This window comes from Maritimibacter harenae (assembly GCF_009882975.1).
In the GTDB taxonomy this organism is placed as follows: Bacteria; Pseudomonadota; Alphaproteobacteria; order Rhodobacterales; family Rhodobacteraceae; genus Maritimibacter; species Maritimibacter harenae.
Window position 1 is genome coordinate 27,190 of sequence record NZ_WTUX01000003.1, and the last position, 26,472, is coordinate 53,661.

Genomic DNA, 26,472 nt, shown 5'->3' on the forward strand with positions numbered 1-26,472 from the left:
CTGCCAGCCATGACCAGAAGGAGAAGGCCTTGAGCGACGCCTATATTTTCGATGCGGTGCGCACGCCGCGCGGCAAGGGGCGCCCCGATGGTGCATTGCACAGTCTGACGCCGATCGACCTCGGCGCGCAGGTTTTGCGCGCACTCGATGCGCGGACCGGATTTTCGAAGGCCGACCCAGAGGATGTGGTCTTCGGCTGCGGCGACGGGGTCAACGATCAGGGTGCGAATATTGCCCGCTCGTCGGTTCTGCTGGCCGGGTTGCCTGACAGCATTCCGGGGTCGACCGTAAGCCGCTTTTGTTCGTCGGGCCTCGATGCGGTGAACATCGCGGCATCGAAGGTGATGTCGGGTCAGGCCGACGTGATGGTCGCCGGCGGGGTCGAGATGATGTCGATCATCCCCATTGCCGGAACCGGAGGGCCGAATGGCTCTGACGCCTTTTTCAACAACCTGTCGTTCAACGCGCCACTTGGCATCGCTGCCGACTTGCTCGCGACCCTTCGCGGCCACACGCGTGAGGCGGTCGATGCCTATGCCGCCGAGTCTCAAGCGCGCGCAGCCCGTGCGTGGCAAGAGGATCGCTTTGCTAAATCGGTTTGTCCAGTCATCGACATTAACGATGACGTCGTGCTGGACCGAGACGAGTATATGCGCCCCGGCACATCGGCTCAGGATCTCGCCGTACTGCGCCCGGCCTTCGAGGCTTTCGGGCAAAAGGGTGGCTACGAGGCGATCGTGCGCCAGCGCTATCCGGAAGTGCTGAACCTGTCGCACATCCACACCGCTGGCAATTCGTCAGGTATCGTGGACGGCGCGGCAGCGATGCTGATCGGCACGCGGGAGGCGGGCGAAAAGCTTGGTCTTGCGCCGCGCGCTGTGATCCGCAGCCATGCATCGGTCGCGATGGACCCCTGCTTGATGCTTGCTTCGCCAGTGGATGCGACACAGCGCGCTCTCGCTCGAGTTGGTAAGACGCTGGCCGACGTGGACCTTTTCGAAGTGAACGAAGCCTTCGCCTCGGTTGTGCTCGATTTTCTCGCGCGAACGGGTGTCAGCCATGAGCGGGTGAACGTGAACGGTGGTGGCGTCGCGATGGGCCATCCCATTGGCGCGACCGGGGTCATCCTCGTGAACACATTGATCGACGAAATGGAAAGGTCCGGCGCGACCAGCGGTCTGGCCACCCTTTGCGTGGGACTGGGCATGGGCGTTGCGACCTATATCGAACGTGCGGAGCATTAACATGATCGAATGTGATATCGGAACAGACGGCATCGCCATCCTGACCGTCGCGACACCTGGCCCGGTCAATGCCCTGTCCAGAGCGTTCAACGTGGCGTTCGATGAGGCGGTGGAGGCGGTCCTGGCCGACGACTTGGTTCGGGCCGTCATCGTCACCTCGTCCAAGAACGACTTTGCCATCGGGGGCGATCTGGACGAGTTGCGAGCTGCGATGACGCCTGCCGCCGTGGCTCAAATCGTCGATCCGTTCAATGCCGCCCTGAGGCGGCTTGAGACTTGCGGGAAACCGGTCGTCGCGGCCATGACCGGTTCGGCGCTAGGCGGGGGCTATGAGCTCGCGCTGGCCTGTAATCACCGCATCGCCGCCGACCGCCCCCGCGCGGTCTTTGGCCTTCCCGAAGCGGGGCTCGGTCTCATGCCCGGCGCAGGTGGCACGCAAAGATTGCCGCGGCTGATCGGGATCGCGCCCGCGGCCGATCTGATGCTCCGCGGGCGGGTTTTGTCCGGGGCCGACGCGCTCAAGGCCGGTCTGATCGACGAGTTGGTTGCACCTGAGGACTTGATCCCGGCCGCGCGCCGCTGGCTGGACAGTGCGCCCGAGCCGACCCAGCCGTGGGATCGGCACGGCTTTTCCGCCCCCGGCGACGATCCGAATTCCCGGCCCGGCCGCATGTTCTTTGCCGCGCAATGGGCCAAGGTCCGGGCGAGGTCCGCCGGAACCAACGCGGCTGCCATGGCCATCCTGCATGTGTTGCATCACGGTATGGAACGGCGGCTCGACCCCGCGCTGATCGTCGAACGTCGGCAGTTCTTGCGGATTGCCGCATCGCTGGAGGCCAAGAATACGGTTCGGTCCCTGTTCTACGGCTTGCGCGCTGCTGCGCCGAAACCCGAAACCGCGGTTGGGCACGATCTGCGCAAGCTCGGTGTGGTTGGTGGCGGTGCGATGGGGTGCGGCATTGCATTTTCGGCGGCGCGTGCCGGGTACGACGTGGCTCTGATCGATGTTTCGGACGAGCAGGCGCGGGCTGCTCTTGCGCGCATCGGCAAGATCGGTGCGCGACAGGTGGAACGCGGACACCTGACGCATGGAGAGTGCGACACGTTGCTTGCCAGGATCAGCACGGGCGTTGACTACGCCGCGTTGAGCGACGCCGATCTCGCGGTCGAAGCGGTGTTCGAGCAGCCCGCGCTGAAACGCGACGTTATCGCGCGGATGGCTGCTGCGCTACCTGCAGGGGCAACGATTGCCTCCAACACCTCGACCATTCCGATTGCGCAACTGGCTCGTGATCTGGACGACCCCGGACGCATGGTGGGCATGCACTTCTTCGCACCGGTCGAAACCATGAAGCTGCTCGAAATCATTCATGGCCCCGACAGCACCGCCCGTGCCCGAGCGGATGCGCAGACACTGGCCAAGGACCTGCGCAAAGCGGTAATCGTGGTAAACGATGGCCTCGGGTTCTACACCAGCCGGCTCGTGTCGAGCCTATCGAGCGAGGCGATGACGATGGTCGCGGAAGGTATCGCGCCGCAGATCGCGGATCGAATGATGACCAACGCGGGCTTTGCCATCGGGCCGATGTCGCTGGCCGATCTGACCACCCTTCCGCTGCTGCGCGACATCATGCTGTCGATGAGCGGCGAAGGTCGCCCGGTGTCGATGACCGGCTCTCGCGCCGTCGAGGCGCTGGAGGCTATGGTCGCCGCCGGTCGCATCGGCAAGGCAAGCGGCGCGGGGATTTATGACTACGACCCCGCCAACGGCCAGCGGCTCTGGCCCGGGCTTGGTGGCCTGTTTGTGCCCGCGACGCTCGCCCCCGAGTTGATTGCGCAGCGGCTCTTGAACACCCAGACGCTGGAAGCGGTGCGCGCCCTTGAGGATGGGACGGTCACCGATCCGTTGACGGCGGATATGGCTGCGGTGACAGGCTGGGCCTATCCTGCACATCTGGGCGGCCCGTTTGCATATGTCGACACGGTTGGCGCAGCGACCTTTGTTCGGGAGTGCGACACGCTCGCGGATCGGTTCGGCGAACGCTTTGCCGTGCCCGGGACGCTACGCGACATGGCGCGGTCCTCGGCACGGTTTCACACGATCTGAGCGCTGGTCGCCGGATCGGCGGCCAGCAAATACCGAAGTTGAGAGGAGACGGGAAATGAAAGCTGCAATCGTCGATCCGATGGGATTGGAGAACCTTCACATCGTGGATCTGCCGGAACCACAGGCGGGGCCGGGAGAAGTCGTCGTTGCGATGAAGGCGGCGAGCCTGAACTTCCGCGACCTGCTTGCAGTCAAGGGCGGCTACGGTTCAATGCAAAAGCAGGAAAAGCTGATCCCGCTCTCGGACGGCGCGGGCGAAGTGATCGCGGTTGGCCCCGGCGTCAGTGCGTGGAAGGCCGGAGACCGGGTCTTGGGCTGCTTTTTCCCTGACTGGCAGGCCGGTCCGCTGCGCCGAGAGGCGGTGGGCACCGATCTGGGAGGCGGCTATGACGGGGTTGCGGTCGAGAAGCGGGTGTTTCGGTCAGATGCGCTCGTGCCGCTGCCCGACGATCTGAGCTTTGTCGAAGGGGCCGCGCTGCCGTGCGCGGCGGCGACAGCCTGGAATGCCGTCATCGAAAAAGGCGGTGTGGGTCCGGGCGACAGGGTCCTCATCCAAGGCACGGGCGGGGTGTCGCTTTTTGCGCTTCAATTCGCCAAGATGGCGGGGGCCGAGGTGTTTGCAATTTCCTCCAGCGCCGAAAAGCTCGCCCTGATGCAGGCGCAGGGCGCTCAGCATCTGGTGAACTACAAGGACGAACCGGAGTGGGGCAAAGCTGTCATGAAACTGAGCCGCGGGCGCGGCATGACACATGCCATCGAAATCGGTGGAGCGGAAACGCTGAAGCAAACGATGCGTTCGATGGCGCCTGGCGGTTTCATCGCCATGATCGGTATGGTGACAGGACCCAAGGCCGAGATGAACCTGCCGATCATCGCGATGCAGGAATTCAAGCTGGAAGGCGCGACCGCAGGGAGCCGGCTTTCCCTTCAGCGTCTCGTGGATGCGATGGCCGCGAACGGGGTCAAGCCGGTGATCGAGGACAAACGGTTCGGTCTCGACGATCTGAAGGCCGGATTGGAGTACCTTGCTCGCGGCGAACATGTGGGCAAGGTCTGCATAGATATTGGATGAATGATGTCCAGCGACACGCCACAGCCTGACAATCCCGATCACGCGTTGGTTCTCAACTTTATCGCCGGGTCGGGTGAGCCAGTGCCACTGGACACGAGTCCCCTGCTCCAAGCGCTGAACGGGGTCCTTCTGGTGCATGATCCCGACACGCTCAGCCTCACTTTCGAGTTCGCGCCCGGCCCGTTGTTTCGTCAAGGGGCGGGGTTCGTGCAAGGGGGGGCGATTGCCGCGATGCTGGACTTTGCGATGGCCTTTGCCGGAATGGCGGTTATCCCGCCGGACAAAAGCGTGACGACTACCGCGATGACTTCCAGCTTTCATGCAGGGGCACGCGCGGAGCGTTACATCGTCATCGGGCGGATCGACAAGCCGGGGCGGCGCTTCCTGTTCGCCTCGGCGACAATTGAGGCGGAGGGGCGCGTCATCGCGCAGGCCACGTCGGGGCTGCTTGTAATTTAGGGCAGGTTGCTGAAATCGGGCCGCTTCTTGGCAAAGAAAGCGCGCAGGCCCTCGGCGGCTTCAGGGGAGTCGCCAATCGCGATCGCTGACTTGAGTGCTTGTGCGGTCGCCTCGGTTTCCGGAATGTGAAGTGCGGCACGCATTTCGTTCTTGATCGTGGCGAGCGTCGCCTTCGGCCCCATGGCAAGTTTGCGCGCCAGTGCGCGCGCCGCGTCCAGCGCTTCGCCCTGCGCTGTGCGACGGGACAGAAGGCCCCAGTTCATCGCCGTCTCGGCATCAATCTCGCGCCCCGTGAGGATCAGGTCCAAGGCCCGGTCATAGCCGATCCTGCGCGGCAAGCGGACGGTGCCGCCCAAGGCCGGGAACACGCCGAGGCGTACCTCGGGAAAGGAAAAGCGGGCACTTTCCGAGGCCACAATGAAATCGCAGCACAGAACCAGCTCGGCCCCGCCGCCCATCGCTAGCCCTTCAACCGCCGCGATGGTCGGTATCGCCTGCGCGGCCAAGCGTTCGAACGCCACCGACTGCGCGGAGAGCAGCGCGCCCGGCCCATTGCTCGCGCCGCGTAGCTCCGCCAGTTCCGCAACATCCGACCCGGCGGAAAAGCCACCATTTGCCCCTGTCACGATGATGACTCGGCAGTCTGCGAGTGCGGCGTCGCCAAGTTTTTCTGCAAGAGCGCGTGCCATGTCGCTGTCGATCGCGTTCATCGGCGGACGGTTCAATTCAAGGGTCATGACGCCCTCGTCAATCGTCGTTTCAATCATTCGGGTCAGCCTCTCCTGACGTGCCCTTTGCCAGGGTGATTTTTTGAGTGTTCCGTTGAACGGAATGTGTTGCCACTGAGCGGATTATTATGCAAGACTTCCGTCGAAGCAAGACAGATACTGGGCGACTCGCTGCCCGGGCGAGGGAGAGATACATGTCGAAATCGACCATCATCACATGCGCTGTCACCGGAGCGGGCGACACGCCGGGAAAGAACCCGGCGGTGCCAGTGACGCCTGAGGAAATCGCGACCTCCTCCATCGACGCGGCCAAGGCTGGGGCCGCGATCCTGCATATCCATGTGCGTGATCCCGAGACCGGCCGGGCCACGGGCGATCCGGCGCTGTTTCGCGAGGTGGTCGAACGGATTCGCGACAGCGGATGCGACGCGATCCTGAACCTCACCACGGGCGAGGGCGGGATGCTGGAGATCGGTGTACGGACCTTTGGCGGCAATATCCTTGCCGAGGAGGTGAGCACGCCCGAACAACGCTTTGCCCATGTGGCCGACACCCAGCCCGAGATGTGTACCATCGACATGGGGACGATGAATGTGGGCCACAACATATTTGTAAACACCACCGCCGATGTGACCCGGCTGGCCGAGTTGAGCCTCGAGGCCGGGGTCATGCCGGAGCTTGAGGTCTTTGACGCGGGCCAGATACAATTTTCGAAAGAGCTTCTTGCCGCGGGAAAGGTAAAGGGGCCGGCCTTTTTTCAGTTGTGTCTTGGCGTGCCAGGCGGTAGCCCGGCGACGGCTGAAACGCTGGTCTACATGAAGTCGCTTTTGCCGCCGGACAGCGAATGGGCGGCCTTCGGCCTCGGGCCGCAGCAGTTCCCGATGGTGGCGCAATGCGTCATCTCTGGCGGTCACGCGCGGGTCGGGTTGGAGGACAACCTGTATCTGGAAAGCGGCAAGCTGGCCCCATCGAACGCGGCCATGGTCGAGAAGGCCGGTCAGATCATCACGCTTTTGGGCAACAATGTCGCGTCGCCCGAAGAGGCCCGCGCCATCTTGTCCATGACGGCCGTCTAGGGGCAGGCGATGTCGTCCACGGCACAGACTGCCATTGGGCCCGAGCGCAAGGCGGTGATCGTCGGCGGGGCGGGCGGGATCGGTTTCGCCTTTGCCCGCTTGCTCTATGCATCCGGGGCGACCGTCGCGCTACTGGATCTTGATGCCCAGCGGCTTGAGCAGGCCGCGTCCGACCTTGGCTCGGTCGGCGACGGTCAGATCTTGATGCGTGCGCTCGACATTTCGGACCCCGAGGCGGTTCAGGCGGCGCGGGACGCAATAACGGCGCAAATCGGCCCGCCCGATCTGCTGGTAAACGCAGCCGGGCTTCTGATCCGCGGCGTTCCCGTGGCCGAGATCCCGCATGAGGCATGGCGCCGTGTTCTGGACGTCAATCTGCTTGGGGTCGTGAACGCGGTGCGGAGCTTCTTGCCGGACCTGAAGCAGGCAGAAGGGCCGGCGCATATCATAACCGTCGCTTCGATTTCCGGGTTCTTTGCAGGGGACCGCCGAATCGGTGCCTATGCCACCTCGAAATTCGCGGTCGTCGGCTACAGTGAGGCGCTCGCCGAAGAACTGACCGGGTCGAACGTCACCATCACCCTCGTGGCGCCAGGTCAGGTCGCGACCGATTTCTACCGGAACTCGGCCCCGGCGACCCAAAGATTCGGTATGGCGGGCCGTATGACGGAAACGCCGGAAGACATACGCAACGGTATGGACCCCGCGCGCGTCGCATCGCTGGCGCTGGACGCTGCCAGTCGTGGTCAGCTCTACGCCATGACCCACGCGGACCTGCGTCCCCTCGTCGAAGCGCGACAGGCAAGAGTGCTCTCGGGGTTCGAGGGGCGTTCATGATCGGCTCCACCCACCAAATCACCAGGCCCTTACCGGATAATGATTGCACGAACAGGTCCGCCCGGATACTGTTTAGTAGAATTAAATTCCATTTAATGGAAGTTCGCAGAGGGGGAGCTTTGTGACGCGAGAGTCAGCGAAAGGTGGGCATCCCGCCGCCGTCTTGTACGAGAGGCTGTCGGCGAGCCTGTATTGGATTGCCGGCGTCGTCCTCGTCGTGATGGTCTTGCATATCTTTGCGAATGCCATTTCGCGCTGGGTCCTAGGGTCGGAATTGCCGGGTACGCTTGAAATCACAAGGTATTTCTACATGGTCGCGCTGATCTTTCTGCCGCTGCCTCTCGTCACCCTGATGAACCGGCACCTTGAAGCCGACGTGGTCGCAAGCATGATGTCGCCGCGGGTCAACCGTATGCTCACGATCTGTGCCAACTTCATTATGGCTGTGTTTTGCGCGATGCTTGCTTGGTTCATGTTGCTTCAGGCGATCGACAAGACGGCTGATGGTGCGACAGCGATGATTGCGCGTGGGTTCATGGCTGTCTGGCCCGGCTACTGGCCGCTTCCCATCGCCCTGTCGCTTATGTCGATCCAGTCCCTCGTGATCGGGTTCGTCCGGATCGCGCGCCCGGCGCCGACCGACGAGAGCCAAAACGACGCACATAAGGACCGTTCCAAATGACTGCCGTTGCAATTGGCTTCATCTGCGTCGCGGCGGCGATTTTCCTGATGCTCCTGCGGGTGCCGATTGGCGTCGCGCTTGGTGCGCCTTCGATTCTCGGCATTTATTTTGCCGCAGGGTGGCGCCCACTGGTCGCGACCTTGTCCTCGGCCCCATATGAATTCGCGGCGAGCTGGGAGCTGTCGGCGGTGCCGATGTTCATCCTGATGGGCTCTACCGCGTTCGCCACGGGCATGACGGACTCGCTGTTTCAGGCCGCTCGTATGTGGTTCGGGCGGCTTCCCGGTGGTCTTGCCATCGCGTCGAACTGGGCCTGCGCGGGGTTTTCGGCGGCGTCGGGCTCCAGCCTTGCAACGACGCTGACCATGGGGCAGATCGCCATCCCGGTGATGCGCCGTTACGGCTATGATCCGGGTCTGGCAACCGGCGTCGTCGCGGCGGCGGGTACGCTCGGATCGCTAATCCCGCCCAGTATCCTGCTCGTCATCTATGGCATCTTCGCGGGGGTCTCGATTCCCAAGTTGTTCCTGGCCGCCATCATACCGGGCCTTTTGACCGCAGGAGTTTATACCGCGACGATCCTTATGCGGTGCAAGCTGAAGCCCTCGCTCGCGCCGGTGCCGGAAGAGACCTATACGATGGGGGAAAAGCTGCGCGCCCTTGCTGGCGTCTGGCCGCTGCCCCTGATCGTGGTCCTCGTAATTGGCAGCATGTATGCCGGGATCGCCACCGCGACGGAAGCCGGTGCAATGGGCGTATTTATCACCGCCGTTATCGCGCTCGTCCGGCGCCAGATGAACCTGCGGGTGGTGAAAGAGGCGATCATCGCGACGCTGAACGCGAGCACATCGATCTTTTTCGTGGCCATCGGCGCGGTCCTCATGACCCGGCTCATGGCCTATACGGGGGTGCCGAATTTCCTGGCCTCGTCGCTGGGAACGAACGTGTCGCCCGCGACATTGCTTATCGCGACGCTAGTGCTTTACCTCGTGCTCGGCATGTTCATCGACAGTATCGGCATGGTGCTGTTGACGCTCCCCGTGCTTCTTCCGATCTTCAATGCTGCGGGGCTGGACTTGATCTGGTTCGGTATCCTGTTGGTCAAGTTTGTCGAGATCGGGCTGATCACGCCCCCCGTCGGCATGAACGTGTTTGCGGTCAGATCCATCACCCCGGATCTTCCCGTTCTAACGATTTTCAAAGGCGCAGGCTGGTTCTTTTTGGCCGAGCTGTTCGTGTTGGTCATCCTGATGATCTTCCCGTCCATCTCCCTGTTCCTTGTACAGTGAATCCAAACCAGAGGAGGAAAAACAATGCTTAAACAGTCACTTACAGTCCTGACCTTAACGGCGGCTTTGGGAACCGCTGCATCCGCATCCGCCCAGGAGATCACGTTCAACTCTTGGCTGCCGCCGCAGGAGCCGATCAACTCTGTTGGAATGGTGCCCTTCTGGGAGCGCGTCTCTGAGGCCACAAATGGCGAGGTGACCGGCAAAATGTTCTTTGCGGGTCAGCTCATGGGCCAAGGCGAGACCTTTGATGGAGTGAGCGATCAGGCCGTCGGCGGCGGACAGGTCATCGCGGCCTTTGCGCCGAACAAGGTGCCACACCTAGCAACCATCGAACAATTCCGCGCGATCAGCCCCGATCCACGCGCAACCGCGGCGGCGATGACGGAAACTGCGCTGCTCGACTGCCCCGAATGCCTTGAAGAGGCAGCCGAGAATGATCTCGTACCGTTGGGGGGCCATTCGAACCCGACGTATTACCTGATGTGTTCGACCGAAGTGGAATCGGTCGAGGATCTCAACGGGTTGCGCCTCCGTGCGCCGAGCCGCTTCGACCAGCAGGTCGCGACCAGCTTTGGAATGTCGCCAGTGAGCATTCCCTTCCCGGAGCTTGCGACTGGATTCCAGCGCGGCGTGGTTGATTGCGCGATGCTGTCGCGTCTCTGGCTCGACGTTTTCAAGTTCGGCGAAGTAGTCAAGACCATCGTCGACGGCACATTTGGCGCCTCGGCCTATCCGATGATGGTCAGTTTCAACAAGGAAGTGTGGGATGGCCTGTCTGACGACGCCCGAGCGGCGATAAAGGGTAACATGCCTCAGGTCATCGCGGCCGCGACGATCACAATGATGCAAGCCGACGCACCGGCTGTAGAGAATGCCAAAGCCAATGGCATGAAGATCGTCGATCTCGGGGGCGAGTTCCAGACCGCGTTTGACGCTTATGTCGGGAGCGAAGAGGAAAGCATCCGCAACGCATTCGAACCGTTGGGGGTTGAAAACTTCGACGCGCTGCTGGCCAGCTATCAAGAGAACTACAGCAAATGGGAAGGTCTGCTTGCAGACGTCGGTGAAGACATCGACGCGTTTGCCGGGCTTCTTAAATCCGAGATCTACGACAACCTATCGTACTGATCTCTCCTCCCGGTGCGGTGCGGCCCTAGGCTGCGCCGCACCAAATTATTCTCGCATCGGACCCGTGACATGGACGACCAGACCTTATTGAACCATGCCGCCTGTGAACAGGTGCTGCATCGGTTCGTGGACCGGCTCGACGCTCGCGATGTCGAGGGCGTGATCTCGCTGACCCAACCCGATATGATCTGGATTGCGGAAGCGCGATTCGAAGGACACGACGCCATCCGTGCCAGACTGCATGGGCGGCCCGAAGCGCTGCGGACATTTCATATCCTGAGCAGTATCGTAATCGACTTTCCAGAATCGCACGTCGCAGTGTCACGTTCGCATTTGACAGTCTACGCCAACGATCCTGATGAAGGCGAGCAAAGTGCCATGCAGTTGCGGGTTGGCGCGATTTATCACGATCGCCTCACGCGCCGCGGCGGGCTTTGGCGCATCTCGGAAAAGAGCATCGAACTCGTCGGCAACTGGCCTTGAGCCGGGCCAGCCGCGTACCGCTCCCTATGACCTGAGGATTTCCACAAGCTCCCGCAGCAGGGCCCGGCGGCGTGTAGCCTCGCGCCAGACGACATAGACGCCGAGCGCCGGCACGGGTGGCGACAGCGCGATCTGGCGAAGTCCCGCGGTTTGCCCCGTTTCGGACACCGTTGCTTCAAACATGCAGACAAAGCCGGTATTGCGGGACGCGCTGCTGAGGATCAATCCGAACTCGTCCGTTTCTAGCGCTATTGGTCCGGGAGCAACGCCGATCTCGATCAGGGCGATGTCGATTTCGCGACGCAAGGGATGCTCCTGCGTCAGGTGTATTGCGGGCGTCTGAACGAGGTCTTGGGGGCGAACGATGCCAGGGGCCGCGAGTGGGTGCGACTGACCCACGAAGATGGCCAAAGGCTCGGTCGCGATCCGTTCTAATAGCGGATGGTCGACCGGCCGGGCGCCGTAGAAGAACGCCATATCCGCCTGCCGCGATTCGACTTGTTCGATCAGCCCTGAAATCGTGTGGTTCGCGGTGTCGATCATTAGCGTGCGATCCGGGTGGCGCGCGCGCAGGTCTTCGATGGCGTTCGCCGCGCCGCGCAGTAGAAACGGCGGCGCGATCACGCGAAGGAGACGCTCTGGTCCCTCGGAAAACGTGCTTTCGAAATCATGATACTCACCCAGCAGACTTCGCCCGCGCACAAAGGCTTCGCGGCCGGCTTCAGTCAGAACCGGGCGACTGCCAGCGCGGCGTTCGAAAAGTAGCACGCCGAGACGATCTTCCATCGCGCGGATATGCTCGCTCACCACGACCTGCGATAATCCCATCGCTTGTGCACATGCGCGAAAGCTGCCGTGTTCGACGGCCCCGACGAATATTTCAAGCTGGCGTAGCGTCGTCTTCATGCGTCACCGATAGGGCTTAACCTATCGGTTGATAGTCAATTGCTGCCTTCCGAACAAGGGGGCCGACTTCTTACCTTCCGAGCCACGAATGGGAGGATCAACGATGCCAACAATGCGAAACACCGAACTTTGCTGTGCCCAAGGAGGCCTCGCATGAGTTTCGATCAGACCAAGTCAAAGCTTGTCGGGCTCGATGCCGGTGCGAACGGGGCCGCGCCCGACGCGCTGCACATCGGGACGGACAATCGCCCGTTCGCGGATGATTTCGGAGCCGAGGGGATCAGCCTTCAGCTTCTCCAAGCGGACGTCGAGGCGGGCACCTTCGCCGTGCGCATCCGATTTCAGCCGGGCGTTCAGTTACCGCCACATCACCACACGGGGCTCGTCTACGCGGTCACCCTCTCGGGCGAATGGTCCTATCTCGAATATCCGGAGTCACCTGCCAGCACCGCAGGTTCGTTCCTGTACGAGCCGCCCGGCTCGATCCACACGCTTAAGGTTGCCGACCACAACGAGGGCATCACAGATGTGGTCTTCGTGGTGCATGGCGCGATGCTGATCCTGGATGAGGCCGGGAACGTCGAAGCCGTGCTCGACGCGGCCAGTCACCTGCGGGACTGGCCCGTAGCGCTGCGAGAGCAGGGCAAGACCGTTCCGGCCGTCATCGGCGGAAGCCAAATCGGCTATATCGAGCCGAATTGAGCGCGCCCGACATGACGGATTCGATTAACGCAAGCATGGCGGCGCTGGAAGAGCGACTCGCCCGTGTCGAGGACATCGGCGAGATCGAGCGGCTCCACTACCAGTATGGCTACTACCTCGACAATCGCATGTGGGGCGAGGTGGCGGAAACGTTCTGCGACGATTCCCCTTCGATCGAGATCGGTCAGCGCGGGCTTTATGTCGGCAAGGACAGAGTGCGCCGTTTCCTGACCGAGGTGCTGGGCGGCGGGCGTTGGGGCCTGCTGCAAGACGAGATCATCAACCACATCCAATTGCAGCTTGTCACCACGCTAGCAGACGACCGGATGAGCGCCGAGGTGCGATCCCGTGCGCTGGTCCAAGGCAATTCGCCTCCGGGATCTGGCAAGATGCTGCTGGCCGAGGGTATCTATGAGAACCGGTTCGTCCGCGAAAGCGGGCACTGGAAGATCAAGCATGTCGGTTGGGTGCCCACCTATTACTTCGAAGTCGCAGGCTTCGACGGCGCCGTGTTCGACAGCGGCCCGGAAAGCACAGCCTTTCCGCCTGATCGTTCCGCACCGCCCCGGGACGCCGGGCTCGGACGTCGCTTCAAGCCGTTCCATTACCGCCACCCGTTGACTGGGGATGTGGTGCCGTCGCCGTCTGGCGAGATGCCCGGGGGCGATGAGCCATGACAAACTATGATTTCGTGATCTTGGGCGCGGGTACGGCAGGGTGCGTCCTCGCGAACCGTTTAAGCGAAGATCCTACCGTGAATGTCCTCTTGCTAGAGGCCGGCGGTTCCGATCGGTCCCTCATGGTTCGGGTACCCGTCGCATGGCACCCGGCGTCCGAGACGCCGCGCTTTGGCTGGGGGTACGAGAGCGAACCGGAAAAGGACACGGCCAACCGGAAACTGGACCAGCCACGCGGTCGGCTGCTCGGCGGCACATCGTCCATAAACGGTATGATGTATTCGCGCGGCAACCGGGCGGATTACGACGATTGGGCAGCGATGGGGCTTGCAGGATGGTCCTACGACGACGTGTTGCCCTACTTTTGCCGGTCCGAGACGAACTGGCGCGGCGAGGGCAGGTTTCACGGCGGCTCCGGTCCCTTAGGTGTCGACCGGAATCCGCGCGACCCCATGATTTATCCCAAAATGATCTCGACGGCGCGGGCCCTGGGCTACGACGAGGTGGAAGATTTCCACGGGCCGCGCCAGGCCGGATTCGGCATGCCCGACTTCACCGTTCGTGGCGGGGCCCGTGAGAGCAGTGCGACAGCCTATCTTTCGCCCGCGCGGGGGCGCCGGAACCTGACGATCAAAACCGGGGCCCATGCCTTGCGTGTCAAGATAGAGAACGGGTGCGCGGTCTCCGTCGAGTATCTCCAGAATGGCACGCGCCGGAGCACCAAGGGGGGCGAGGTGATCCTGTGCGGCGGAGCCTTCAATTCACCGCAACTGCTCAACCTCTCTGGAGTCGGCCACGAGGACGATCTTGCACGTGTTGGTGTCGAGACGCTTCATCATTTGCCGACCGTGGGGCGTGACCTTCAGGACCATCCCCTTGTGGCCGCCGTCTTCCGCGCGGCGCAGCCTTTAGGCTTCGATGCCATGCTGCGGCTCGATCGTCTGGCGACCCATGCGATGCGCTGGGGCCTGACCAAATCGGGGCCGTTGGGTGAAGCGCCCTTGTCCGTGCAAGCCTATCTGAACACGCATTCCGGGGGCGACCGGCCGGACACGCAGTTTCAGGTGAGCCATGTGTCCTTCATGGCGCGGCCGTGGTTTCCTGGCTGGCGCCCCGGCGCGGGGCATGAGTTCACCGCCGCCGCCATGCAGCTTCGCCCGGAAGGTCGCGGGAGCGTGACGCTTCGGTCTTCGGACCCGTTGGACAAGCCCATGATCCGGCTCGGTCTCTTGACCCATGAGGCAGATCGGCATGCAGCGCATGAGATGCTTGCCTTCATACGCAGGTTCTTTGCGACAGCGCCACTGAGCGAAATGATCGCCGAGGAACTGATGCCGGGACCGCGGGCGAAAGATCTGGATGCGCATCTGAGTCAAACGATCCAGACCGGGATGCACCCGACATCGACCTGCGCCATGGGCGTGGACCCCGAAACCTCGGTGGTCGATGCAGACCTTCGGGTTCACGGGATCGACGGCCTGCGGGTGGTCGATGCCTCGGTGATGCCGCGGATCGTCAGCGGCAACACCTCCGCCCCCACGATGATGATCGCCGAAAAGGCGTCGGACCTGATCCTCGGGCAAACGCCGGAACAGGCCATTCACACACAAGAAACAGAGGATGTGACATGAACGCACAGGCCGACATTAGCATCGCCCAGCCGCACCAGCTTTACATCGGTGGGGTCTGGCAAGATGCAGCAAAAGGTGGCCGGATCGAGGTGATCTCGGCCCATTCCGAAGAAGTGGTCGCGACCGTGGCCGAGGCGGGCGAGGCCGATATGAACGCCGCCGTAGCGGCCGCCCGCCGCGCCTTCGACGCAGGGCCCTGGCCGCGTATGACACCAGCAGAGCGTGCGGGTTACCTTACAAGAATGTCCGAAGTTCTCGAGCGGCGCCTCGCTGAGATCGAGCGCGCCTGGGTCGAACAGATCGGGGCGCTCGCGAAAGAAGCGCCTTTCGTGATCGGGGGCGGTAAGGGCTGGTTCGATTACTATGCGGGACTGGCGGAAACGTTCGCTTTCGAGAAGCGTCAACCGCTGACCGATGGCCCCGGCGAGGCGGTCGTGGTACGCGAACCGGTGGGCGTTGCCGCCCTGATTGCGCCTTGGAACAACCCTTTCGGGATCATGGCGGGCAAGCTGGCGCCGGCTCTGCTGGCGGGTTGCACGACCATCCTTAAACCCGCTCCGGAAACCCCGCTCGAGGCCTACATAATCGCCGAGGTCGCCGAGGAGGTCGGGCTGCCTAAGGGGGTCGTGAATCTTGTCACCGCCGGTCGGCAGGCGTCAGACTACCTCGTACGCCACGGGGGCGTCGACAAGGTCAGCTTCACAGGCTCGGTCCAGGCAGGCAAGCGGATCGCTTCGGTCTGCGGCGAGCGGCTGGCGCGCTGCACACTTGAGCTGGGCGGCAAATCGGCGGCTATCGTGCTGGACGATTGCGACATCGACATGGTGTCCAAAACGCTGGCGCGCGTGATCTCGATCTCGGCGGGTCAGGTCTGCGCAACCCTGAGCCGGGCAATCGTTCCGGCGCATATGCATGACAAACTTGCCGAGGCCATTGCAGCCGAAATGGCCACGATCCGTGTCGGCCATCCCGATGACCCCGAGGCCGAAATGGGACCGCTTGCGATGGACCGGCAGCGGGCGCGGGTCGAGGAATACATCGCGCTCGGCCGGAGCGAAGGCGCGCAGATCCTGCACGGCGGTGCCCGACCCGCCGCGTTGGAGCGTGGCTACTATATCGAGCCGACGCTGTTTTCGGGCGTCGCGCCGGGGATGCGCATCGCGCAGGAAGAAATCTTCGGCCCGGTCCTCGGCCTCATGACCTACGAGTCCGAGGAGGAAGCGCTGGCCATCGCGAATGACAGCCCGTTTGGCCTCTATGGTGCCGTGTTTACCGGCGACAGCGACCGCGCCTATCGGATCGCTCGTGGCGTGAGAACGGGGACCGTCGCGCATAATGGCTTCCGGTTTGATCCGGCGCTGCCCTTTGGCGGGTTCAAGCAGTCCGGTGTTGGGCGCGAAGGCGGTGAGTCAGGGCTTCTGAGCTTCACGGAAACCAAGTCGATCATTCTGCCTGTGTAAACCGGATTTTCGTGCCGATTGACGGCGCGGGGCTTATGCCCCGCCCCTTTTCTATCTCTCGGACTGCGTTAGTTTCTGGATCAACCGCCGCATAATCCGGTTCGACATCGCACGTTCGGAATAGGCCCGGTAGACTGCCAGCCTTGGCAGTTCGAATGTTGTTTCCAGTCGAACGAGACCATGCGACTTCGCCACCTTCTCGGCCTCGTCCGCGAACATGCAGGTGACCGCATCGGACCCGGCGGTCGTGCTGAGAATGAAGGCGTAGTCGTCGGTTTCGACCAGAACATCCGAAAACCGAATGCCTGCGTGATCGAGCGCGCCCCGGATCAGGGCCTGCAGGTAATTGTCATGGGCCAGATGCAGGGTCGGGTAGGGCGCGAGCATGTCCCTTTCGACCGGCTGCTGATCGACCAGCGGGTGATCCGACCGGACGAACAAAGCCAATAGCTGATCGCCGGTGAAATCCCCCGGCGGCACCTCGAACCCCTGACCCCAGTACGTATAGCCGATGTCGATTGACCCGTTGGCGAGCCCTTGACGTAGCTGACTGGGTGTCTGAAGCCGCAGGTCGCGGTCGACTTGGGTATGCGGCACTCCGGAGAGGAATGCATCGATCGCGCGCTGGAGTTTCGACGCGATATATGAATACACGGCCATTCGGATCACCAGCGGCGCGTCGCTTGAGGGCCGATCGCCGCTTTCGGCAAGAATGGCGCGCGAGAGGGCCTCAATCTTCATCGCGCGTTCATGGACACGCTGACCCATCGGGGTGAGCATGGCGGGCTTACCCGGTGCGCGGTCAAACAACTTGCCGCCAACGGCTTCTTCCAACGCCTTCATCTGGTCGCTGATCGCGGCCTGACTGACGCCGAGCCGCATGGCACAGGCGTTGAAACTGCCTGCCTCCACGACTTCGACGAACACTTCGAGCTGGCGAAGCGAAAGCGCAGTCATAACGATGTCCTCCCTACTGAAAGGTATAAGCCAAAACTTGTGCCATTCAAAGCCTCAGCTTGTTTCCCAGCGGGCTTAAGCCGGCGTTACTCTCTCAGGTGTGATGCAGGAGGGCATGGCCGAAGCGCCCCAACCGGTCGCGAGGGAGGACAAGATGAAAACTCTGATTACCGGGGCCTCGGGCCCCTACGGGTCCAGCGTTGCGCAGGGCCTGATCGATGGTGGCATGCCTGCCGCGAACCTGATCCTGACGACGCGTTCGCCAGAAAAGCTCGCCAATTTCGCGGCTCTCGGTGCTGACGTGCGGCACGCAGACTTCGATGACCGGGCCAGCCTCGATACCGCCTTTGCAGGTGCCGAGCGGGCGCTCTTTATTTCGACCAATCGCGTAGGCCAGCGGGAACGTCAGCACGGCAATGCTGTCGCCGCTCTCGCGGCCGCCGGAGTGCGGCATATCGTTTACACGTCCTTCGTCGGGCGTGAGGGGGCGCAATCACTCGCCATGGCCGACCACCGAATGACCGAGGCGCTCATTCGCGAGACGGGCATCGAATTCACCTTCATGCGTAATTCGCAATACGCCGACGCCATGCGCGATGCCGCAGCACCAGGTGCGGCGCGCTCCGGTCGCTGGATCACAGCCGCGGCGGACGGGCGCATCGCGCTGGTGACCAAGGCCGATTGTATCGCGGCTTGCGTTGCAGTGATGGGTGGTGAGGGGTTCGAGAACAAGGTCTATCACCTCACCGGGCCGGACCTTTTGAGCTACCGCGACCTTGCCGGATACACCGCGATGCTGTCGGGGCGCGACATCTCGTACGAGATCGTTGACGAGGAGGGCCTTTACCAGTTCTTCGACAGTCTAGGCATTCCCCGCACGGCGCAGGACGACCTCGTGGTCGATGGCTTCGGCTGGTGTTCGGAAGACATGGTGTCCTTCGACTTCACCGTTGCGGCCGGCGACTTCGCGATCCTGACCGATGACGTGCAGACGCTGACGGGCCGTCCGCCCCGTGACGTCAAAAGCTTCTTTGCCGAGCGCGCCGACGTGCTGCGCGGCCTTGCCCAAGAGGCCATGGAGAACACCTGACTTCGTCGCGCCACATGGCCGACACCACACCGCGCCTCCGGGCGTGAACCATGGCGCATGCGCGCCTGTCTCAAATGGGAGGAGACGAGAATGTCCAAGGAAGTTATTCAGTTTCTGCGTATGACCCCGCCGGGCTATCATCCCGGTTTTGGCGGCCCGGAATTCACCGATTGGATGGACGAACAGATGTCGTGGAAGACCACCGCCTACATCGGCGACTGGTCGTTCCTGTGGGATGTCGAACTGTCCGGCCCCGATGCCGAAAAGCTTCTGAAATCCATCTGCACCAACTCGTTCGAGAACTTCACCCCCGGCAAGGCGAAGCACGCCATCATGTGCAACGACGCGGGTCAGGTTGCGGGCGAAGGCGTGCTCATGCGCATGTCTGATGACACGTTCCGCACGCAATCCGCCTCGGCGTTCTGGGCGGCCTATCAGGCCGAGGAAAGCGGGCTCGACGTGAAATGGCGCGAGATCAAGACTTTCCAGCTTCAGGTCTCCGGGCCCGCAGCACTTTCGATCTGTCAGAAGGTCACGGGCGAGACGCTGGACGACATCAAGTTCATGCATTTCCGCGAGATGAAGATTGCGGGCTGCACCGTCTATGCGCTGCGTCAGGGCATGGCGGGCGAGCCGGGGTTCGAGTTCCACGGCGACGAGGCCGATATCGAAACCGTGCGCGCCGCCATTCTTGAGGCGGGCGAAGAATTCGGCATCCGCCGCCTTGGCCGCCGCACGGCGATGATAAACCACCTCGAAGCAGCCTTTCCGACCGGCGCGTGGCACTACCTGATGGCGCATTTCCTGCCGCAGGATCAGGGCTTTTTCCCCTTCCTCGGCGCGAATTTCGACACCGGTGGCGTGTTGCCTGTGCTGCGCGGCTCACTCGAGCCCGAGGACGTGAATGAAATCCTCTTCACGCCCTATGAGCTTGGCTGGGGCAAGATGGTGAAGTTCGACCATGACTTCAAAGGTCGGGACGCGCTGGAAAAAGCCGTGAACGAACCGTCGCGCTGCCGCGTGACGCTGGAGTTCAACAGCGAGGATGTCGTCGACATCTATGCCTCGCTGTTCCAAGAGGGCGAGCACTATGACTACCTCGACATCCCGACCCCCCATCGCTGGATGGTCTGGGCGGACGAGGTGCAGAAGGACGGGGCCAAGGTCGGCATCTCCTCCACCCCCGGCTACAGCTACTACTTCCGCAAAGTGCTCGCCCTCGCTTTCCTCGACGAAACGCAGGCGGGGATCGGCAACGAGGTCGAGATTGTCTGGGGGGCGCCGGGTCATCCGAAGAAGCTGATCCGCGCCAAAGTCTGCCCTGCGCCCTACAAGCAGGACAACCGCCGTGCCGAGATGAAAACGCTCGAGACCGCCTGAACCGACCTCGGCGCCAATGCAGAAGCGCGAGCAATGACATGAATGAGCACAGCACTCTTGCTCACATCGATTATGGCGCGTTGGCGTCGGAGCTAGAGGGGGGCGACCCGCCCCCTCTTCATCGGCGGACGCTTTGTCGAGGCTGCAGACGGCGCAAGCTTCGAGGTTGAAAATCCGGCGACGGGCGAGTTTTTTGCCCGCGCCGCCCAAGGCAGTGCCACGGATATCGACCGGGCTCTTCGCGCTGCACGCTGTGCATTCGACGAAGGGCCGTGGCCAAATATGTCCCCCGTCGAGCGCGAGCGGGTGCTGCACCGTCTCGCGGATCTGGTTGAGGCGAATGCCGAGCGGCTTGCCGCCGTCGAGACGCTGGACAACGGCATGCCACAGGGGCTTGCCCGCGACGGTGCGCTCCCGATGGGGATCCAGGCGCTTCGGCACTACGCGGGCTGGCCGACCAAGCTCACCGGCGACACGGTGCCGCTGTCCGCCGAGGGCAAATGGCACGCCTACACCATGCGCGAACCCGGGGGTGTCGTGGGCGCGATCTGTGCGTGGAACTTCCCGGTCTCGATGGCCTGTGGCAAGCTCGCCCCTGCACTCGCCGCCGGATGTACCGTCGTCCTGAAACCCGCCGAACAGACGCCGCTGTCCGCGATCCTTCTGGCCGAGCTTGTCGCCGAGGCGGGTGTGCCTGAAGGCGTGGTGAACATCGTGACCGGCTTCGGGCGCGAAGCGGGACAGGCGCTTGTGTATCATCCTATGGCCGACAAGATCAGCTTTACGGGCTCGACAGCCACGGGGCGCCATATCCTTGAAACCAAGACGAAATCCCTGAAGCGGGTGACGCTGGAGCTTGGCGGCGAGTCGCCCAACATGATCTTCGCCGATGCCGATCTCGAGGCGGCGATCCCTGCTGCCGCGATGGCCTTCATCGGTGCGTCCGGACAGGTCTGCGTCGCCCGCTCGCGCCTGTTCATCGAACGCAGCGTGTTCGAAGAGGTCTCGAAAGGCATCGCCGAGTTCGCCGCCGGGCTGAAAGTCGGCAATGGCGCGGACCCTGAAACGGTCATCGGCCCACTGGTCAGCCAGACACAGTTCGACCGGGTGAAAGGTTTTCTCGATCTCGGGAGCACAGAAGGCGCACGCAGGCTGGGCGGCGGCACACAAGGTGGCTACTTCGTGAAACCCACAGTGCTCGCCGATGTGGACGGCCAGTCGCGCCTTATGCGCGAGGAAATCTTCGGCCCCGTGGTGGTTGCGACACCTTTCGATGTGGATGACCTGTCCGCCGCCGCCGCGCTTGCCAATGACACTTTCCGTTCACGACCCGCGCACAGCTTCACGGCTGCTGGGTGTCGCGGGCGGAGTTCGACATGAGAAAGAGCGTCGCAGCAGGCGCAGGAGGAAAATGACCATGGACGCGGATCTTCTTATCGGTGGCGCGGGGCAATCCGCGCAGTCGGGCCTGACGTTCGACAGGGCCAATCCGGTTTCGGGCGCGGCGGTCACGGTGGCCGCTGCCGCCCGTCGCGAGGATGTTGAGCGCGTCGTGAGCGCCGCGGAGGAGGCGTTCGCGACGTGCGCCACAGCAGCCCGGGGGACCGGCGTTCGATCTTCACCAAGGCGGCCGCACTGATGCGCGCGCGCAACGATGAGTTTATCGCCGTCGGGATGGCCGAGACCGGAGCGACGGCGCCGTGGCTCGGGTTCAAAGTGGAGACGGCGGCCCAGTTCTTCGAGGAGGCGACGGCCTGCTTGACCTTCCTCACTGGTGAGACGTTTCCGGTGAACAAGCCGGGCACCTACGCCATCGGGTGTCGCGAACCGGTCGGCGTGCTCGTCGGCATGGCGACGTGGAATGCGTCGGTCATACTCGCCGCCCGCGCCGTGGCCGTGCCCATTGCCTGCGGCAACACCATGGTCCTGAATTCCTCCGAGGGCTGCCCCAGACTGCACCATATGGTTGCGCAGGTTCTGGTCGATGCCGACTTGCCCGATGGCGTGATCAACTTGGTCAGTCGCGCGCGCGAAGATGCTTCTGATGTGGTGAGCGCCCTCATCGAGCACCCCTCGGTGCGCCGCATAAACTTCACCGGCTCCACACATGTGGGTGTTATCGCCGAAACCGAGGCGCGAGACGGATCACGCAATCTCACTCGCCAATCAGAGCGAGTTCGGCCTCGCCGCCTCGGTCTATGGCAGCGACGTCGGGCGGGCGATGCAGATCGCGCGCCAGATTGACGCTGGGATGTGCCGGATCAACGGACCAACCGTCTACGATGGGCCGCAGTTGCCCTTTGGAGGCGTGAAATCGAGCGGCTATGGCCGCTTTGGTTGACGCCGTGGGATCGAAGAGATCACGGAACTGCGGCTCGTGACCGTCGAGGACCCGCAACAGCACTTTCCGTTCTAGGCCGGTCTGCCGGGCCTATTCACCCGACAGCAATAGGGAGAAGAATTGGGCGGCGGTGGATATGCCAAGTTTGCGAAATGCTCTTTGCCGGAACGTCCTGATCGTCGTGAAGGCGAGACCGGTCTCCTGAGCGATAGCAGCCGAGGACAGGCCCGCGGCGATCAGGTCACAGACCTCTGCCTCGCGCTCGGACAGATCTGCGAAGCCCGGAATTCCCTTGCGTTTGAGGGAAAGCACGCGTTGTCGACGTGGCATTGCCTGGTGTGGCGTCAGAGCGGGTAGCTTGTGCCGCACCATGACCAATTCAAGTAGGAGCGGCATCACCGCCTCAAGCCGTGACTCTTCGGCGTCCAAGATGGGTCCATCCTCGCCCGAGCGAAAGAAACTGACGAGGTAGCTTCCGTCATCCCGATAACGAAGACAGGTTACGCGCTCGACGAAGTTCTGTTGTTGGTACATGCGCCAGCGCGGATCGGCCGGGGTAAGCTTGGTCCGCAGGAACCGCAGATCGCTCCCGCTGGATACCGCCGCGTCCAGCATCCTCCGATAATCGGGAGCATGGCCAGTTGTCGAAAGCGCTTGTTGAACGTTGTTACGCATGACGTATTCGCTCCCCTCTGTTTCCAACAATGTCAGGATGGGGCGGTCGATATCGTTGCCCGGCAGGATGAAGACGCAGACCGTTCGGAAACGGCAGGCGAGGGACGCCACCTCGAGCAGTTTACGGCCATACTCTACCGTTTCGATCCGCGCGAGCGCTCCAGCCACCGAGCGCGCCAGATCGGACATTTCCGCCGCTTGTATTTCGCTTGCCAAGTCGGCCTCCTGGTCACTGCAGATTTGTCCTCTATTTGTATTACAGACAGCATGCCCGCGCTAGGAATATGGTCGGGGTGCACCTGCGCCGAAAATGGCGCGGATAGCCTGACGATCCGGTAGAGCCCCGGCAGGCGATGCAGAAAACTAGCGAATGTCCCGGAAGAGGGCGGTTGGCATGGCGTGCCAGCCGACGAGACAAGTGTGTTCGCATGAGGGAGGAATAAACAAGATGGCAACGTCGCCATTCGCACAGGCTGTGGCTTTTGACTATGACCCAGGCCACGGCCTGCACATGATTTCCGGCGCGTTCGTGCGGCCTTGGGAGTTCGCGGGCTGGAAGTCCGAAAGCCTGTCGTGGAAACGCGGTTGCTACATCCATGCAGGTCTGTCCGGCGAAGGAGCGCGGCTGCGCTATCACGGTCCGCAAGCGGCGGAATTTCTTGCCTCGATCTGCACGAATAGCATGGCGACCTTCCGGGTCGGGCGAGCCAAGCATGTCGTGATGTGCACCAGCGACGGCCTGATCGCCGCGCACGGCATCTTGCAAAGGTTGGCTGAAGACGATTTCAGGCTGTTTGCATCGGGTCCCTGGGCCGCTTTCCAACATTCGAAGACGGCTTTCGACGTGCAGCAAACCATCGAAACGCCGTTCCTATTTCAAGTGGCCGGTCCGAAATCGCTCGACGTGTTGAACGATGTGAGCGGGGACGATCTGGGTGACATCGGCTTCTTGCGGTTCCGGGACACGACAATCGCGGGACACCGGGTTCAGGTCATGCGCGCGGGCATGGCCGGGACGCTCGCCTATGAGCTTCACGGACCCATCGAAGCTGGTCCTGAGATCTTTCGCAGGGTCGTCGCGGCAGGCGAACCCCACGGCATTCAACGCCTCGGATGGAAGACCTACCCGGTCAACCACGTTGAAGGCGGCTTTCCGCAGGCGACATGGACTTTTGCATCCGCTGCGCCAGAAGAACCGGGGTTCCTTGACTACGTCTCCGGGTCGCAGGGCACGCGTTGGCGCGACCCCGCCGTGTCGGGAAGCGCGGATCACGCGGACATGCGCGCCAGATACCGCACGCCGAGCGAGGTCGGATGGGAAAACTCCGTCCGCTTCGACCACGATTTCCTTGGCCGGGCGGCAGTCGAGCTCGATCTGGCAGATGCAAGGCGCACCATCGTCACGCTCGAATGGAATCCACAGGATATTATCGACATCTACGCCTCTCTGTTCGAAGAGGGCGAAGAGTACGAATATGTAGAATTGCCAAGCTCACCTCACTTTCGGCTGGCGCTAGCGCATGCCGACCGCGTTCTCGTCGGCGGTCGTGATGTCGGCGTCGCCTCCGGCCTCGCCTACAGCTATTGGTATCGCAAAATGCTGTCGCACTGCACGATCGACCGCGCCTGTGCCGAGATCGGGACCGATGTGACGGTTCTGTGGGGGAATCCGGGCGGTCGGATCAAGGAGGTCCGCGCCCGCGTCGCCCGCTTCCCATACCTCGATAAAGACAGAAATCAGTCTGTTCAAACCGCGTCGGACGGCGCTCGCTAAAAATTACGCACAGGAGGAGAGACATGGACAACGAACTGGAAGCTCTGAAGCGGGAGGTCGCTGAACTGCGCGACACGACGAACGACTTGATGCGCTTGAAGGATCACAACGAGATCTGCGAACTGACGTCTTACTACACGCACATTTATCACATGCTGAAGAACGAGGAGTGCCCAGAGCTGTGGGCGCAGAAGGTCGATGATGTGAGCATCGAGATCTTCGACGGTGGTGTTTACGAGGGCATCGAGCAGGTTCGGGCCTTCTTCAAGGCCATGTCCAACAACATCGTTCGTCCCGGCTGGATGCAGCAACACCTCGCCCTGAACCCCGTCGTCAAGATCAGCGAAGATCGGCAGCGTGCCAAGGGCCTGTTCCATTCGCCAGGTATCGTCAGCCGCTTCCGTAAGGAGAAACTGACCGCATACTGGAACTGGTGCAAGTACGACATCAGTTATGTCCGCGAAGACGATGCCTGGAAATTCCACAAGCTTCGTGCCCGCCTGACTTTCCAGTCGCCCTACCACAAAGGCTGGGTGAAGGAGCCCGTGGCGTCAAGCTCGGCGGGTTTCTCGGGGATAACGCCGACCCACCCGACCACGTATCACATGCCGTACAACCCGTACCGCATCAATGTGTTCGAGCCGTCACCGCCCATGCAAGAGGACGTCGAATAGGTTCGAACCGATCGGGGCGGCAGCCTGGCCGTCCCACAACTTGGAGGAGGAAAAGAATGAATACGAATAGTCTGAAAGGAATTCTGGGCGGGGCTACGGCTCTCGTGCTTTCGCTCAACGGCGCCGCACACGCGACCGATATGACCATGTCGACGTGGCTGCCGCCGGCCCACATTCTGAGTACCGAGCTAGAAGGATGGGCCGCCAGCCTGGAGGAGGCGAGCGACGGCTCGCTAAACGTCGACATCTATCCGTCTCAGCAACTTGGCGCTGCGCCTGACCATTACGACATGGCCCGCGATGGTATTGTCGACATGGCTTTGGTCTCTCCGGCTTACAATGCGGGCCGGTTCCCGATCTTCGCCTATGTCGAGATCCCGTTCAGCTTCGGCAACAGCACCACCGGCACACGCGCCTTTCACGAATGGTTTCTGGACTATGCCGGCGCAGAAATGGGCGATGTAAAAGTGTGCCTCATCACGCTTCATGCCCCAGGCCTGATGCATTTCGCCAAGGAGGGGGTGGAGACTCCAGAGGACCTGTCGGGTTTGCGTATGCGCCCGGCCGGGCCGACTGTCGCAGAATGGCTCACGCAGCAGGGCGCGAATATCGTTCCCTCGTCGCTGCCGGAAGTTCGGGAACTCGCAGATCGGAATGTCATCGACGGGACGACGCTGCCGTGGGACATGGCCGACTTCGGTATTCACGAGGCGCTGAGCTTCCACCTCGACATGCCGATGTATGTCGGCGCTCAGGTACATGTGATCAATCCGAGCTTCTACGACAGCCTGTCCGACGACGAAAGGGCAGCGGTCGACAGCCATTGCACGCCGGAGTGGTCCGAGCGGATTTCGACCGCTTGGTTCGACGAAGCGGAACGGTTCCGCGTTCAACTATCTGAAGATGACTCGCAGACGATCTACGCCATTTCGGCGGATCAGAAGGCCGCGTGGCGTGCCACGTCCGATCCGGTGCGCGATGCCGGATACGCGGCAGTTAGCGCGAAGTATGCCGACATAGACGGCGCTGAGATTGGCGCGATGCTCCAGGAAAAACTGGAGGCTGCCGGCGCGGCCTATGACAGTGTCGAGTGAAAA

26 protein-coding genes are annotated in these 26,472 nt (G+C 62.3%); 22 read left to right on the forward strand and 4 right to left on the reverse strand.

What is annotated here, in order from left to right:
* The first annotated feature begins 29 nt into the window (after nt 1-29).
* Genes GQE99_RS01410 through GQE99_RS01425 form a run of 4 tightly spaced genes read left to right on the forward strand, consistent with a single transcriptional unit; the run spans nt 30 to nt 4,882 of the window.
* Nucleotides 30-1,244, forward strand: a complete 1,215-nt coding sequence (locus GQE99_RS01410; protein WP_161349805.1) for an acetyl-CoA C-acetyltransferase — start codon at nt 30-32, stop codon at nt 1,242-1,244.
* Nucleotide 1,245: 1 nt separating this feature from the next.
* A complete protein-coding gene (locus tag GQE99_RS01415; protein ID WP_161349806.1) occupies nt 1,246-3,351 on the forward strand; it encodes a 3-hydroxyacyl-CoA dehydrogenase NAD-binding domain-containing protein in 2,106 nt (701 codons plus the stop codon).
* A gap of 55 nt (nt 3,352-3,406) precedes the next feature.
* Nucleotides 3,407-4,423 (forward strand): zinc-dependent alcohol dehydrogenase family protein, encoded by a 1,017-nt coding sequence (locus GQE99_RS01420; protein WP_202530540.1) that lies wholly within the window; start codon nt 3,407-3,409, stop codon nt 4,421-4,423.
* Nucleotides 4,424-4,426: 3 nt separating this feature from the next.
* A complete protein-coding gene (locus GQE99_RS01425; RefSeq protein WP_161349807.1) occupies nt 4,427-4,882 on the forward strand; it encodes a PaaI family thioesterase in 456 nt (151 codons plus the stop codon).
* Here GQE99_RS01425 and GQE99_RS01430 read toward each other — a convergent pair.
* Nucleotides 4,879-5,649: an enoyl-CoA hydratase/isomerase family protein gene (locus GQE99_RS01430; protein ID WP_161349808.1), complete on the reverse strand. Its 771-nt coding sequence runs from the start codon at nt 5,647-5,649 to the stop codon at nt 4,879-4,881. The two genes, GQE99_RS01425 and GQE99_RS01430, sit on opposite strands and share 4 nt — an antisense overlap.
* 155 nt (nt 5,650-5,804) lie before the next feature.
* Between GQE99_RS01430 and GQE99_RS01435 the strand changes: the two genes are divergently transcribed.
* From GQE99_RS01435 to GQE99_RS01460, 6 genes are all read left to right on the forward strand, one after another.
* Nucleotides 5,805-6,686 carry a BKACE family enzyme gene (locus tag GQE99_RS01435; protein ID WP_161349809.1) on the forward strand — a complete coding sequence of 294 codons (882 nt, stop codon included), beginning with the start codon at nt 5,805-5,807 and terminating at the stop codon, nt 6,684-6,686.
* A gap of 9 nt (nt 6,687-6,695) precedes the next feature.
* Nucleotides 6,696-7,523: an SDR family NAD(P)-dependent oxidoreductase gene (locus GQE99_RS01440; RefSeq protein WP_161349810.1), complete on the forward strand. Its 828-nt coding sequence runs from the start codon at nt 6,696-6,698 to the stop codon at nt 7,521-7,523.
* A gap of 220 nt (nt 7,524-7,743) precedes the next feature.
* Complete coding sequence (locus GQE99_RS01445) at nt 7,744-8,205, forward strand: TRAP transporter small permease (RefSeq protein WP_235917076.1); 462 nt, start codon at nt 7,744-7,746, stop codon at nt 8,203-8,205.
* A complete protein-coding gene (locus GQE99_RS01450) occupies nt 8,202-9,494 on the forward strand; it encodes a TRAP transporter large permease (RefSeq protein WP_161349812.1) in 1,293 nt (430 codons plus the stop codon). Before GQE99_RS01445 ends, GQE99_RS01450 begins: the two co-directional genes overlap by 4 nt.
* Before the next feature lie 24 nt (nt 9,495-9,518).
* Complete coding sequence (gene dctP, locus GQE99_RS01455; RefSeq protein WP_161349813.1) at nt 9,519-10,625, forward strand: TRAP transporter substrate-binding protein DctP; 1,107 nt, start codon at nt 9,519-9,521, stop codon at nt 10,623-10,625.
* Between the two features lie 69 nt (nt 10,626-10,694).
* On the forward strand, nt 10,695-11,108 hold the full coding sequence (locus GQE99_RS01460; protein WP_161349814.1) for a nuclear transport factor 2 family protein: 414 nt from the start codon (nt 10,695-10,697) through the stop codon (nt 11,106-11,108).
* A 24-nt stretch (nt 11,109-11,132) separates the two neighbouring features.
* Here the strand turns inward: GQE99_RS01460 and GQE99_RS01465 are convergent, their stop codons facing one another.
* A complete protein-coding gene (locus tag GQE99_RS01465) occupies nt 11,133-12,014 on the reverse strand; it encodes a LysR family transcriptional regulator (protein WP_161349815.1) in 882 nt (293 codons plus the stop codon).
* A 153-nt stretch (nt 12,015-12,167) separates the two neighbouring features.
* On the opposite strand from GQE99_RS01465, the gene GQE99_RS01470 reads away from it, so the two are divergent.
* Genes GQE99_RS01470 through GQE99_RS01485 form a run of 4 tightly spaced genes read left to right on the forward strand, consistent with a single transcriptional unit; the run spans nt 12,168 to nt 16,484 of the window.
* Nucleotides 12,168-12,716: a 2,4'-dihydroxyacetophenone dioxygenase family protein gene (locus tag GQE99_RS01470; RefSeq protein WP_161349816.1), complete on the forward strand. Its 549-nt coding sequence runs from the start codon at nt 12,168-12,170 to the stop codon at nt 12,714-12,716.
* Nucleotides 12,717-12,727: 11 nt separating this feature from the next.
* Nucleotides 12,728-13,393 carry a nuclear transport factor 2 family protein gene (locus GQE99_RS01475; protein ID WP_161349817.1) on the forward strand — a complete coding sequence of 222 codons (666 nt, stop codon included), beginning with the start codon at nt 12,728-12,730 and terminating at the stop codon, nt 13,391-13,393.
* A complete protein-coding gene (locus GQE99_RS01480) occupies nt 13,390-15,024 on the forward strand; it encodes a GMC family oxidoreductase (RefSeq protein WP_161349818.1) in 1,635 nt (544 codons plus the stop codon). Before GQE99_RS01475 ends, GQE99_RS01480 begins: the two co-directional genes overlap by 4 nt.
* Entirely contained in the window at nt 15,021-16,484 is a 1,464-nt protein-coding gene (locus GQE99_RS01485) for an aldehyde dehydrogenase (protein ID WP_161349819.1), read from the forward strand. Before GQE99_RS01480 ends, GQE99_RS01485 begins: the two co-directional genes overlap by 4 nt.
* A 51-nt stretch (nt 16,485-16,535) precedes the next feature.
* Here GQE99_RS01485 and GQE99_RS01490 read toward each other — a convergent pair whose 3' ends face one another.
* Entirely contained in the window at nt 16,536-17,441 is a 906-nt protein-coding gene (locus tag GQE99_RS01490; RefSeq protein WP_161349820.1) for a LysR family transcriptional regulator, read from the reverse strand.
* A gap of 154 nt (nt 17,442-17,595) precedes the next feature.
* Between GQE99_RS01490 and GQE99_RS01495 the strand changes: the two genes are divergently transcribed.
* The 5 genes from GQE99_RS01495 to GQE99_RS21415 all read left to right on the forward strand — a co-directional run bounded on the left by GQE99_RS01495 (nt 17,596) and on the right by GQE99_RS21415 (nt 22,252).
* A complete protein-coding gene (locus GQE99_RS01495) occupies nt 17,596-18,531 on the forward strand; it encodes an NmrA family NAD(P)-binding protein (RefSeq protein WP_161349821.1) in 936 nt (311 codons plus the stop codon).
* A gap of 90 nt (nt 18,532-18,621) precedes the next feature.
* Entirely contained in the window at nt 18,622-19,911 is a 1,290-nt protein-coding gene (locus GQE99_RS01500; protein WP_161349822.1) for an aminomethyl transferase family protein, read from the forward strand.
* Between the two features lie 120 nt (nt 19,912-20,031).
* Nucleotides 20,032-21,291, forward strand: a complete 1,260-nt coding sequence (locus GQE99_RS01505) for an aldehyde dehydrogenase family protein (RefSeq protein WP_161349843.1) — start codon at nt 20,032-20,034, stop codon at nt 21,289-21,291.
* A 201-nt stretch (nt 21,292-21,492) separates the two neighbouring features.
* Complete coding sequence (locus GQE99_RS21820) at nt 21,493-22,155, forward strand: aldehyde dehydrogenase family protein (protein ID WP_328794016.1); 663 nt, start codon at nt 21,493-21,495, stop codon at nt 22,153-22,155.
* Nucleotides 22,064-22,252: an aldehyde dehydrogenase family protein gene (locus GQE99_RS21415; RefSeq protein WP_328794019.1), complete on the forward strand. Its 189-nt coding sequence runs from the start codon at nt 22,064-22,066 to the stop codon at nt 22,250-22,252. The genes GQE99_RS21820 and GQE99_RS21415 overlap by 92 nt, the downstream gene beginning before the upstream one ends.
* 90 nt (nt 22,253-22,342) lie before the next feature.
* Here GQE99_RS21415 and GQE99_RS01515 read toward each other — a convergent pair whose 3' ends face one another.
* Nucleotides 22,343-23,143 (reverse strand): helix-turn-helix transcriptional regulator, encoded by an 801-nt coding sequence (locus tag GQE99_RS01515; protein ID WP_161349823.1) that lies wholly within the window; start codon nt 23,141-23,143, stop codon nt 22,343-22,345.
* A gap of 232 nt (nt 23,144-23,375) precedes the next feature.
* Here GQE99_RS01515 and GQE99_RS01520 point away from each other — a divergent pair, with 232 nt between their 5' ends.
* Genes GQE99_RS01520 through GQE99_RS01530 form a run of 3 tightly spaced genes read left to right on the forward strand, consistent with a single transcriptional unit; the run spans nt 23,376 to nt 26,469 of the window.
* The gene (locus GQE99_RS01520) at nt 23,376-24,701 is read left to right on the forward strand and encodes an aminomethyl transferase family protein (protein WP_161349824.1); all 1,326 of its coding nucleotides are present in this window, start codon (nt 23,376-23,378) and stop codon (nt 24,699-24,701) included.
* Between the two features lie 23 nt (nt 24,702-24,724).
* Nucleotides 24,725-25,375, forward strand: coding sequence for a nuclear transport factor 2 family protein (locus GQE99_RS01525; RefSeq protein ID WP_161349825.1), 651 nt, complete (start codon nt 24,725-24,727; stop codon nt 25,373-25,375).
* A gap of 56 nt (nt 25,376-25,431) precedes the next feature.
* Nucleotides 25,432-26,469 carry a TRAP transporter substrate-binding protein gene (locus GQE99_RS01530; protein WP_161349826.1) on the forward strand — a complete coding sequence of 346 codons (1,038 nt, stop codon included), beginning with the start codon at nt 25,432-25,434 and terminating at the stop codon, nt 26,467-26,469.
* Nucleotides 26,470-26,472: the final 3 nt, after the last annotated feature.

Bases quoted from the DNA above. Each gene is read 5' to 3' on its own strand.
- GQE99_RS01440 (WP_161349810.1), top strand. From the start codon at position 6,696: ATGTCGTCCACGGCACAGACTGCCATTGGGCCCGAGCGCAAGGCGGTG.
- GQE99_RS01480 (WP_161349818.1), top strand. From the start codon at position 13,390: ATGACAAACTATGATTTCGTGATCTTGGGCGCGGGTACGGCAGGGTGC.
- GQE99_RS01500 (WP_161349822.1), top strand. From the start codon at position 18,622: ATGTCCAAGGAAGTTATTCAGTTTCTGCGTATGACCCCGCCGGGCTAT.
- GQE99_RS01490 (WP_161349820.1), bottom strand. From the start codon at position 17,441: ATGACTGCGCTTTCGCTTCGCCAGCTCGAAGTGTTCGTCGAAGTCGTG.
- GQE99_RS01495 (WP_161349821.1), top strand. From the start codon at position 17,596: ATGAAAACTCTGATTACCGGGGCCTCGGGCCCCTACGGGTCCAGCGTT.
- GQE99_RS01435 (WP_161349809.1), top strand. From the start codon at position 5,805: ATGTCGAAATCGACCATCATCACATGCGCTGTCACCGGAGCGGGCGAC.
- GQE99_RS01450 (WP_161349812.1), top strand. From the start codon at position 8,202: ATGACTGCCGTTGCAATTGGCTTCATCTGCGTCGCGGCGGCGATTTTC.
- GQE99_RS01425 (WP_161349807.1), top strand. From the start codon at position 4,427: ATGTCCAGCGACACGCCACAGCCTGACAATCCCGATCACGCGTTGGTT.
- GQE99_RS01465 (WP_161349815.1), bottom strand. From the start codon at position 12,014: ATGAAGACGACGCTACGCCAGCTTGAAATATTCGTCGGGGCCGTCGAA.
- dctP (WP_161349813.1), top strand. From the start codon at position 9,519: ATGCTTAAACAGTCACTTACAGTCCTGACCTTAACGGCGGCTTTGGGA.
- GQE99_RS01475 (WP_161349817.1), top strand. From the start codon at position 12,728: ATGACGGATTCGATTAACGCAAGCATGGCGGCGCTGGAAGAGCGACTC.
- GQE99_RS01415 (WP_161349806.1), top strand. From the start codon at position 1,246: ATGATCGAATGTGATATCGGAACAGACGGCATCGCCATCCTGACCGTC.
- GQE99_RS01420 (WP_202530540.1), top strand. From the start codon at position 3,407: ATGAAAGCTGCAATCGTCGATCCGATGGGATTGGAGAACCTTCACATC.
- GQE99_RS01470 (WP_161349816.1), top strand. From the start codon at position 12,168: ATGAGTTTCGATCAGACCAAGTCAAAGCTTGTCGGGCTCGATGCCGGT.
- GQE99_RS01485 (WP_161349819.1), top strand. From the start codon at position 15,021: ATGAACGCACAGGCCGACATTAGCATCGCCCAGCCGCACCAGCTTTAC.
- GQE99_RS01460 (WP_161349814.1), top strand. From the start codon at position 10,695: ATGGACGACCAGACCTTATTGAACCATGCCGCCTGTGAACAGGTGCTG.
- GQE99_RS01530 (WP_161349826.1), top strand. From the start codon at position 25,432: ATGAATACGAATAGTCTGAAAGGAATTCTGGGCGGGGCTACGGCTCTC.
- GQE99_RS01430 (WP_161349808.1), bottom strand. From the start codon at position 5,649: ATGATTGAAACGACGATTGACGAGGGCGTCATGACCCTTGAATTGAAC.
- GQE99_RS01525 (WP_161349825.1), top strand. From the start codon at position 24,725: ATGGACAACGAACTGGAAGCTCTGAAGCGGGAGGTCGCTGAACTGCGC.
- GQE99_RS01445 (WP_235917076.1), top strand. From the start codon at position 7,744: ATGGTCTTGCATATCTTTGCGAATGCCATTTCGCGCTGGGTCCTAGGG.
- GQE99_RS01520 (WP_161349824.1), top strand. From the start codon at position 23,376: ATGGCAACGTCGCCATTCGCACAGGCTGTGGCTTTTGACTATGACCCA.